This window comes from Lysobacter sp. CCNWLW3 (genome assembly GCF_036697405.1).
Lineage (GTDB): Bacteria > Pseudomonadota > Gammaproteobacteria > Xanthomonadales > Xanthomonadaceae > Lysobacter.
Map to the genome: position 1 here is coordinate 132,360 of NZ_JBAHWA010000005.1, position 9,011 is coordinate 141,370.

Sequence of the window (9,011 nt, forward strand, 5' to 3'; positions counted from 1 at the left end):
TCGCGGTAGCCGGGGGTGCGCGATCGCGGCTTACGCCGCTCCCACAGAGAGCCATGAGGGCGGCATGAGTGCAGCGAGCCGCGTCGCGGCCCGCTGCAGCTTGCCCCTTACCGCCCGGTCGGCGCCGGGTACGCGCGCGGCAAGCCATTCTCCGGGCGCAGGTAGCGGTCGCGCAGTTCGGTCTGGCGGCTGCGCATTTCGATGGCGCGGCCGTTCATCCATACCTGCAGGGCGACGGTGCTGACTTCCAGCGGGTCGCCGCTCCACAGCACCAGGTCGGCGCGGTGGCCGGGGGCGATGCTGCCGAGTTCGGCGGATACGCCCAGGGCTTCGGCGGGCACGCGGGTGAGGCCGGCCAGGCCGTCGGCCCAGGGCAGGCCGGCGGCGACGGCGTTGCCGGCCAGCTGGCGGACCTTGCGCGCGTTGTGCGAGGCGTCGCCGCTTTGGCTGAAACCGACCGCGACGCCGGCGGCGCGCAGGCGCGCGGCGTTTTCCATGCTGGCGCCGATCTGGTCGAAGTCGCCGGGCAGGTTGGCCAACGGGTCGACGAACACCGGCACCTTGGCCGCGGCCAGTTGCGGGGCCAGCTTCCAGGCCTCGGCGCCGCCGGCGATGGCGATGCGCACGCCGTGGCGCGCCGACCAGCGCAGCAGCTGGCGGATGTCGGCGGCGCGGTCCACGCCCACCATCACTCGGCCGCCGCCGCCGAGGTAGCGCGCGAGTGTGGCGCGCCCGGCCGGCGTGAGCAGGGCGGCGTTGGCGTCGGGGCCGATGCGGCCGCGCGCTTCGGCGATCAGTTGGTCCAGGATCATCCATTGCGCCGCGCGCGAGTTGCCGCTGAGGCCGGAGGCGTCGCCGCCCAGCTTCACGAACAGCACGCGCGCGCCGGTGGGGTCGGGGCTGCCGTCCAGGCGCACCACGCCGCCCTGGCCGGCCACGATCGAGCCGCCGGTGGCGGTGCCCGCGCCCAGCAACGTCCAGCCGATGCCTTCGATGCGGGTGACCGGGATCAGCACCGACTCCGGGTTGTAGGCCAGGGTCACGTCGAATTCCGGCCGCACCGTCATTTCCTTGGTCTCGGCGCCCAGCGCCACGGTGCGGTCGACGGTGGCTTTCTCGCCGGAGACCTCCTCCAGGCCGATTTCGGTGATGCCGCCGAACAAGGTGGGGGTGAGCGGGCGGCCTTCGGCTTCGATCACCTGGGCGCCGGCCGGCGCTTGCAGGCCCTTGCCGATCGCGCGCACCTGGCCGTTGCCGATCAGCACGTCGGCGCCCTGCAGGCTGCCCTGGGCGGTGGCGGTGTGGACGGTGGCGTTGCGGATCAGGACGTCCTGGGCGAACGCGGCGCCGTGCAGGGCGAGGCCGCAGGCCAGGGCCAGCGTGGCGCAGCGGCGCAGCAGGCCGAGGCGCGGGGCGGTGGCGCGGCTCACGGCGCACCTCCGGCGGCGCGGGCGCCCTGGCCGAGCAGGAAGTCCGAGGTCGGCTGGCGGTTGCGGTCGTTGCGGTCGTAGATGCGCGCGCCGTCGATGTAGACCTGTTCGGCCTTGGCGTAGACGCTGAAGGGGTTGCCGTTCCACACCACCACGTCGGCCATCTTGCCGGTCTCCAGGGTGCCGGTTTTGTCCAGCACGCCCAGCGATTTGGCGGCGTTCTGGGTGAGCCAGCGGATCGCGCGCTCGGGCGGGATGTCGATGCCGGCCAGCTTGGCGTGCGCCATCACCTTGGCCGCTTCCTGGTTCAAACGCTGGATGCCCTCCTGCGAATCGGAGTGCACGATCGCGCAGCTGTTCTGCGGGCGGTCGACCAGGGCGATGTTTTCCTGGATGCCGTCGAAGGCTTCCATCTTGAAGCCCCACCAGTCGGCCCACAGCGCGCCGCACACGCCTTCGGCGGCCAGGCGGTCGGCGATCTTGTAGGCCTCCACGCCGTGGTGGAAGGCGCTGACCTTGAAGCCGAACTCCTTGGCCAGGTCCAGCATGGTGGCCATCTCGTCGGCGCGGTAGCAGTGGATGTGGACCAGGATGTCGCCCTTGATGGCGCCGGCCAGGGTGTCGAGCTTGAGGTCGCGCTTGCCGCCGGCGTCCTTGTCGCTGTCGGCGGCGGCGCCATTGCCGTTGCCGTTGGACGAACTCTGCCACCAGCTGCGCTTCTTCTTGGGCTGCTCGGCCTTGGGCGTGTTCTTGCGCACGTACTCGCTGGCGTCGATGAAGGCCGCGCGGTAACCGGCGACGTTGCCCATGCGCGTGCCCGGCGAGGTATTGCGGCCGCCGTAGACGCGCTTGGGGTTTTCGCCGCAGGCCATCTTCAGGCCCCAGGGCGCGCCCGGGAATTTCATCGCCTGGTAGGTGGTGGCCGGTACGTTCTTGAGGGTGACGCCGCGGCCGCCGATCAGGTTGGCCGAACCCGGCAGCACTTGCATGGTGGTGATGCCGCCGGCCAGGGCGGCGGCGAAGCCCGGGTCCTGCGGCCAGACCGAGTGCTCGGCCCAGACGTTGGGGGTGACCGGGCTGGTCATTTCGTTGCCGTCGCTGTGGGCGCTGACGCCGGGGCTGGAGTACACGCCCAGGTGCGAGTGCACGTCGATCAGGCCGGGGGTGATCCACTTGCCGGTGGCATCGACGCGGGTGGCGTCGGCCGGCGCGTCCAGGGCGGTGCCGACGGCGACCACCTTGCCGTCTTGCATCAGCACGTCGGCGTCGTCCAGGCGCTGGCCGGTGCCGGTCAGCACGGTGGCGTGTTGCAGCAGGACCGGGCCGGCGCCGAGCGGGCGGTAGGTGCTGGGATACGGGTCCTGGGTGAAGCGCGAGCCGGCGGCGGGCGCGGGCGGGGCCGCGTGCGCGGCGCCGACCAGCAGGGCCAGGCCGCAGCCTGCCAGCAAAGGTCGAAGCATGGTGGGATCCCCAAAGTGACGGCAAGCTCAGCCCCGAACCCTAGCCGGCCCCTCCGGCGCCGCCAACCCTGACGATAGTCATGGGCGGTGCCACAATGGGCATACAACAACTAGAAAGGCTATCGACCGTGAAAGACAAAGAACAGATCGTCGAGAACTGGCTGCCGCGCTACACCGGCGTGCCCCTGGACCAGTTCGGCCAGCACATCCTGCTGACCAATTTCGGCGGCTACCTGCACACCTTCGCCCGCCTGACCGGCGCCGAAGTGGTCGGCCTGGACCGGCCGATGCCCAGCGCCACCGCCGACGGCATCACCATGATCAATTTCGGCATGGGCAGCCCCAACGCGGCCACCATGATGGACCTGCTGTCGGCGGTCATGCCGCAGGCGGTGCTGTTCCTGGGCAAGTGCGGCGGCCTCAAGCGCAAGAACGAACTCGGCGACCTGGTGCTGCCGATCGCGGCGATCCGCGGCGAGGGCACGTCCAACGATTACCTGCTGCCGGAAGTGCCGGCGCTGCCGGCGTTCGCGCTGCAGCGCGCGGTCTCGACCATGATCCGCGACCTCGGCCACGACTACTGGACCGGCACGGTGTACACCACCAACCGCCGGGTCTGGGAACACGACGAGGCTTTCAAGGAGCGCCTGCGCGCGATGCGCTGCATGGCCATCGACATGGAAACCGCCACCATCTTCGCCGCCGGCTTCGCCAACCGCATCCCCTGCGGCGCGCTGCTGCTGGTGTCGGACCAGCCGATGATTCCGGAAGGCGTGAAGACCGAGGCCTCCGACGCCAAGGTCAGCGCGGAGTACGTGGACAACCACATCAACGTCGGCATCGAAGCGTTGAAGCTGATCCGGCGGCATGGCAAGTCGGTGCGGCATTTGCGGTTCGACGAGTAGGCGCTCTAGCAACGGCCGTGGGGTGCGGTGAGCCGAAGGCGAACCGCACCGTCGCGGTGTGGCGGGCGTTCGCGGGGAATCAAAAGCAAATCCCCCTCGGCCCCCTTTTTCAAAGGGGGAAGCAGGAGACTTTCGGATGCAGCGAAGGCCGTAGGGTGCGGTGAGCCGAAGGCGAACCGCACCGTTGCGTTGTAGCGGGCGCTCGCGGGGAAGCAAGAGCAAATCCCCCTCAGTCCCCCTTTTTCAAAGGGGGAGGCAAAAGTTTTTCAAAGGGGGGGGGGAGGCAAAAGCCCTTTGCAGCGAAAGCCGTAGGGTGTGGTGAGCCGTAGGCGAACCGCACCGTCGCGGTGTGGCGGCGCTCGCGGGGGAGCAAAAGCAAATCCCCCTCAGTCCCCCTTTTTCAAAGGGGGAGGCAGGAGATCTTCGGATGCAGCGAAGGTCGTAGGGTGTGGTGAGCCGAAGGCGAACCGCACCGTTGCGGTGTGGCGGGCGCTCGCGGGGAAGCAAAAGCAAATCCCCCTCGGTCCCCCTTTTTCAAAGGGGGAGGTAAGAGACTTTGAGGGGGCTGGAAGCTTGCGGCTCTGCTCCCTCCTTTGACAAAGGAGGGTTGGGGAGGATTTGCTTTGGCCTGCACCCCAACCGTGCCTCCCGCGACCCGCCCGCCGGTCCCCAGGCTTTTCCGCGGCACCACCGCCGCCAGCCCTGAAAATCAGCGTTCAGCAACCTGATTTGCGACCGCAAGCACGCGACATCGCACCCCCTGAGACCTCTGTCGCGCACACTGGCGTCCAGCATCGGGACACCACCATGGAACAGGTCATCTATCTCCTCATCGGCGCCTTACTCACCTGGACGTTCTACTTCCTCCAGCGTCGGGTCGAGCGCCGCGGCACCGTCGACGCGATCGAGCGTGGGCAGAAACTGCTGGCGCTCAAACAGGGCCTGGACGGCAGTAACACCAGCCTCGACGACCTGCGCCGCTTCGAGACGCGCCTGATCGGCAAGGCCGAGACCGCCGCGCGCCTGGCCGACAACTATTTCAGCAAGGCCGAGGAAGTCGCGCGCCAGAGCGACGACGACGGCGTCAGCCAGGACGACATGAACCGGCAGGCCATCGCCGAGTTCCAGCAGGTGGACGCGCGTTTGCGCGGGCTGGTCGAGCACCTGCGCCGCCAGCTCGATGGCGACGGCCGCGCCACCTTCGAGGAAGCGCACCGCGCCTGGCTGTCGTTCCGTGAGCGCTATGCGCGCTTCATCTCGCAGTCGTACTCGACCGGGCCGATCCGGCCGCTGATCCACGCGGTGACGCTGGAAAGCATCACCACCGCCTGGATCACCGAACTGGAAACCCAGCTGGGCGACGACAGCCTGTAAGGCGCGCAACGCTGTGTTGAACGCCTTCGCGTTTGCTGCGCGCACGGCCTGCTAAGGTGCGCGGCCTGCCCCCATCGCGAGGTTTGCCGTGACCGAACCCACCGCTCAGGACGTCGTCGATTTCTGGCGCGAAGCCGGCTATGCGCGCTGGTTCGAGCGCGACGACCGCTTCGACGCGCATTGCCGCGCCGGCTTCCTGGAGGCGCACCTGCGCGCCGCGCGTCGCGAGCACGAGGATTGGATGGGTCAGGGCGAGGTCGGCGCGCTGGCGCTGCTGATCCTGCTCGATCAGATCCCACGCAACGTCTTCCGCGGCAGCGCGCATGCCTACGCCACCGACCCGCTGGCGCGCATGTATGCCCGCCAGGCGGTGGAGCGCGGCGACGACCGGCGCACCGAGGCCGCGCTGCGCGCGTTCTTCTATCTGCCGTTCGAGCATTCCGAAGCGATGGACGACCAGCGCCGCTCGGTCGAGCTGCACCGCGGTCTGCCGGCCACCGCAGGCGTGCCCGACCCGGCGCAGTGGGCGGTGCAGCATCTGCAGATCATCGAACGCTTCGGCCGCTTCCCGCATCGCAACCGGTCGCTGGGGCGGGAGAGCACGCCGGACGAGCAGGCTTATCTCGATAACGACGGGTTCCAGGGCTGAGCGTCGCCAGGGCTTGGTGTTTTTTGTGGGAGCGACGTAAGCCGCGATTTCGACGCGGCCGCAGTGGCGCGATCGCGGCTTACGCCGCTCCCACAGGGAGCAGTTCGCGGCAGCCGCGATCAGGTCCTTGGCTATGGGGCCGAGTCGTTTTGTTCGGGGCGACGCAAATCGCCTTTGGTAGGAGCGGCGCAAGCCGCGACCGCGAAGCTCCGGCCGCCTGCGCGGGTCGCGGCTCGCGCCGCTCCTACAGGTAGCCGCCGTTCCAACGCAGCGGCAGGTCCAACGCAGCAGCCGTCCAAGGTTGCGGCAGGTCCAGCGCAGCGGCCGTCCCGACGCGGTGGCGGGGCCTTCTGTGGGAGCGGCGTAAGCCGCGATCGCGTCGGGCCGGCTACCTGCGCAAGTCGCGGCTCGCGCCGCTCCTACAGGTAGCGACCGTCCCAATGTAGCGATCGACGCGCTTTGGGTAGGAGCGGCGTAAGCCGCGATCGCGTCGGGCCGGCTACCTGCGCAAGTCGCGGCTCACGCCGCTCCTACAGGTAGCGACCGTCCCAATGTAGCGATCGACCCGCTTTGGGTAGGAGCGGCGTAAGCCGCGATCGCGCCGGGCCGGCTGCCTGCGCAAGCCGCGGCTCGCGCCGCTCCTACAGGTAGCGACCGTCCCAATGTAGCGATCGACCCGCTTTGGGTAGGAGCGGCGTAAGTCGCGACCGCGAAGCTCCGACCGCCTGTGCAAGTCGCGGCCCGCGCCGCTCCCCCCAGAGCGGTCCAGCTCCTGCTTCAATAAGCAGAACGCCGCAAACGAAAACGGCCGCGGATTCCGCGGCCGTTCCGTGTGCAATGCGGCAACGATCAATATCGCGGAATCGAAGCATCCACGTCGGCCCAGGCCTCGATGCCGCCTTCCACGTTGTAGACCTCGCGGAAGCCGCGCTGGCGGAAATGCTCGGCCGCCTGGGCGCTGCGGCCGCCGTGGTGGCACAGGAACGCCAGCGGCGTGTCCTTGGGCAGGCCTTCCAGCGCTTCCACACCGGCGTCGAAGCTGTCGTAGGCCACGTTGACGGCGGCCAGCGCGCGCTCGTCGGCCGGGCGCACGTCGACCAGGCGCAGCGCACCGTCGCGCACGCGCGCCTGGGCGTCGGCGGGGCTGATCGCGCGCACGGTCGGCGGCGCGTTCGGGTTGGTGATCACCAGGCCGCGGCCGCGCTCGTCGTCGGCCCAGTCGATCGACACGCCGTCGGCGCGGCGCGCATTGGCCCAATCGGTCTGCACGCGCACGCCGTCGGTTTCCACCGCGACGGCGTTGTTGTCGATCGGCGCCAGCTGCAGGCGCACGTTATGGCGCGCGTCCACTTCCAACTGCACCGCATAGCCGTCGCCGGCATTGGCGACCGCGTCGCGCAGCATCTGCGCGGCGGCCGGGCTGATGCTCAGCTTGGGCGGGCTGCGGTCGGGCGCCGGCAGGCCGAGCACGCCGTGCAGTTCGCCGCTGCCGGCCATCTGCTCGATGATGTCGCTGCCGCCGACCAGCTGGCCGTCGATGTACAGCTGCGGGATGGTCGGCCATTCGCCGTACTGCTTGATGCCTTCGCGGATCTCCGGATCGGCCAGCACGTCGACATGGGTATAGCCCTGCGGCAGCAGCGCGTTGAGCGCGCCGGAGGCCTTGGCCGAGAAGCCGCATTGCGGCGCGTTCGGCGCGCCTTTCATGAACAGCACGACGCGATTGGACTGGAGCAGGGTTTCGATGCGCGTGCGCAGCGCGGGGTCGAGGGACATGGTGGGACGCCGGACGTGAGGTATCGGCGACATGGGGGCGGGGGCCTGCGGCCGCAAGGCCCGGCCGGGGCTCCGCTAAGATGCCGCTCATGAGCACGCTAGTCGCCCCGCACCGTATCCCGCGCCGGCCCTGGGCCGGGGTGTGGCTGTTCGGCGTCTCGCAGCTGGCGGTGATCGCGCTGTGGTGGGCGCTGGGCTGGCGGATCGGGCTGGCGGCGATGCTGCTCAGCCACGGGCTGATGTTCTGGGCCACGCTGCGGCCGCAGTCGCGCCTGTTCAGCCCGGTGTTGTCCCGGCTGCAGCCCGACGGGCGCGAGGTCTGGCTGACCATCGACGACGGTCCTTCGGACGACACCGTGGCGATGCTGGACCTGCTGGACGCGCACGCGGCCAAGGCGACGTTTTTCCTGGTCGGCCGCCGCGCCGGCGCGCGGCCGGAGCTGGTGGCCGAGATCGTGCGGCGCGGCCACGGCATCGGCAACCACAGCCACTCGCATCCCGCGGCCTGGTTCTGGGCGCTGCCGCCGCGGCGCATGGCGGCGGAAATCGCCGAGGCGCAGGCGACCCTGACTGCGTTGTCCGGGCGCCCGCCGCGCTGGTTCCGCGCGGTGGTCGGCATGGCCAATCCTTTCGTGGCCGCGGCGTTGCGCCGTCACGGCCTGGCGCGGGTGGCCTGGTCGGCGCGCGGCTTCGACGCGGTCGCGGCGGATCCGCAACGGGTGCTGGCGCGGATCGAGCGCGACCTGGCCCCGGGCGCGATCGTGCTGATGCACGAGGGCGCCGGGCACGGGCGCAATGTCGAGACGATGCGCTTGCTGCTGGAGCGACTGGGTGAGCTCGGCTACCGCTGCACCTTGCCCGAACCGGTCTAGCCGAGCGCGGGAACCCGCGCCGGGCGTTGCAGCGCGCTCCGCTTCCGGTGGGAGCGACATAAGTCGCGATGCGCACCTTCGGTTACGACGACATCGCGGCTCACGCCGCTCCCACAGAAGGCAGCGCTCGCGCCCCTCCGCAAGACGCGGCTCATTGCCCCTCCTATAGGGCGCGGCTCACGCCCCTCTTGCAAAAGGCGCGGCTCACGCCGCTCCCACAGAAAGCTTGGGCGTTGTAGAGGGCGCACCCGCTTTGGGTAGGAGCTGCGCAAGCTGCGACCGCGTGGCTTCGGCCGCCTTCGCGGGTCGCGGCTCACGCCGCTCCTACAGAAGGCATGGCCGTCGCCGCGGTTCGCACCGCTTCTGCACCCAGCAGCGCGCCCTGCTTCCTGTGGGAGCGACGTAAGTCGCGATGCGCACCTTCGGTTACGACGACATCGCGGCTCACGCCGCTCCCACAGAAGGCAGAGCGCTCGCGCCCCTCCGCAAGACGCGGCTCATTGCCCCTCCTATAGGGCGCGGCTCACGCCCCTCTTGCAAAAGGC

Annotated in this window: 7 protein-coding genes; 4 read left to right on the forward strand and 3 right to left on the reverse strand. The window is 69.9% G+C overall.

The genetic code is table 11. The features are described 5' to 3' along the window. Positions 1-107: 107 nt before the first annotated feature. Positions 108-1,430, reverse strand: a complete 1,323-nt coding sequence (locus tag V1318_RS10895; RefSeq protein WP_332939687.1) for an amidohydrolase family protein — start codon at positions 1,428-1,430, stop codon at positions 108-110. Then, positions 1,427-2,890: an amidohydrolase gene (locus tag V1318_RS10900; protein ID WP_332939688.1), complete on the reverse strand. Its 1,464-nt coding sequence runs from the start codon at positions 2,888-2,890 to the stop codon at positions 1,427-1,429. Before V1318_RS10900 ends, V1318_RS10895 begins: the two co-directional genes overlap by 4 nt. Before the next feature lie 128 nt (positions 2,891-3,018). Between V1318_RS10900 and V1318_RS10905 the strand changes: the two genes are divergently transcribed. From V1318_RS10905 to V1318_RS10915, 3 genes are all read left to right on the forward strand, one after another. Further along, positions 3,019-3,795 carry an AMP nucleosidase gene (locus V1318_RS10905; RefSeq protein ID WP_332939689.1) on the forward strand — a complete coding sequence of 259 codons (777 nt, stop codon included), beginning with the start codon at positions 3,019-3,021 and terminating at the stop codon, positions 3,793-3,795. Between the two features lie 807 nt (positions 3,796-4,602). Beyond that, the gene (locus tag V1318_RS10910) at positions 4,603-5,169 is read left to right on the forward strand and encodes a lysozyme inhibitor LprI family protein (RefSeq protein WP_332939690.1); all 567 of its coding nucleotides are present in this window, start codon (positions 4,603-4,605) and stop codon (positions 5,167-5,169) included. Positions 5,170-5,257: 88 nt separating this feature from the next. Next, the gene (locus V1318_RS10915) at positions 5,258-5,818 is read left to right on the forward strand and encodes a DUF924 family protein (RefSeq protein WP_332939691.1); all 561 of its coding nucleotides are present in this window, start codon (positions 5,258-5,260) and stop codon (positions 5,816-5,818) included. An 849-nt stretch (positions 5,819-6,667) separates the two neighbouring features. Here the strand turns inward: V1318_RS10915 and grxD are convergent. Beyond that, the gene (gene grxD / locus V1318_RS10920) at positions 6,668-7,594 is read right to left on the reverse strand and encodes a Grx4 family monothiol glutaredoxin (RefSeq protein WP_332939692.1); all 927 of its coding nucleotides are present in this window, start codon (positions 7,592-7,594) and stop codon (positions 6,668-6,670) included. A gap of 89 nt (positions 7,595-7,683) precedes the next feature. On the opposite strand from grxD, the gene V1318_RS10925 reads away from it, so the two are divergent. Next, positions 7,684-8,466 (forward strand): polysaccharide deacetylase family protein, encoded by a 783-nt coding sequence (locus tag V1318_RS10925; RefSeq protein WP_332939693.1) that lies wholly within the window; start codon positions 7,684-7,686, stop codon positions 8,464-8,466. Positions 8,467-9,011: the final 545 nt, after the last annotated feature.

Bases quoted from the DNA above. Each gene is read 5' to 3' on its own strand.
- V1318_RS10925 (WP_332939693.1), top strand. From the start codon at position 7,684: ATGAGCACGCTAGTCGCCCCGCACCGTATCCCGCGCCGGCCCTGGGCC.
- V1318_RS10910 (WP_332939690.1), top strand. From the start codon at position 4,603: ATGGAACAGGTCATCTATCTCCTCATCGGCGCCTTACTCACCTGGACG.
- grxD (WP_332939692.1), bottom strand. From the start codon at position 7,594: ATGTCCCTCGACCCCGCGCTGCGCACGCGCATCGAAACCCTGCTCCAG.
- V1318_RS10900 (WP_332939688.1), bottom strand. From the start codon at position 2,890: ATGCTTCGACCTTTGCTGGCAGGCTGCGGCCTGGCCCTGCTGGTCGGC.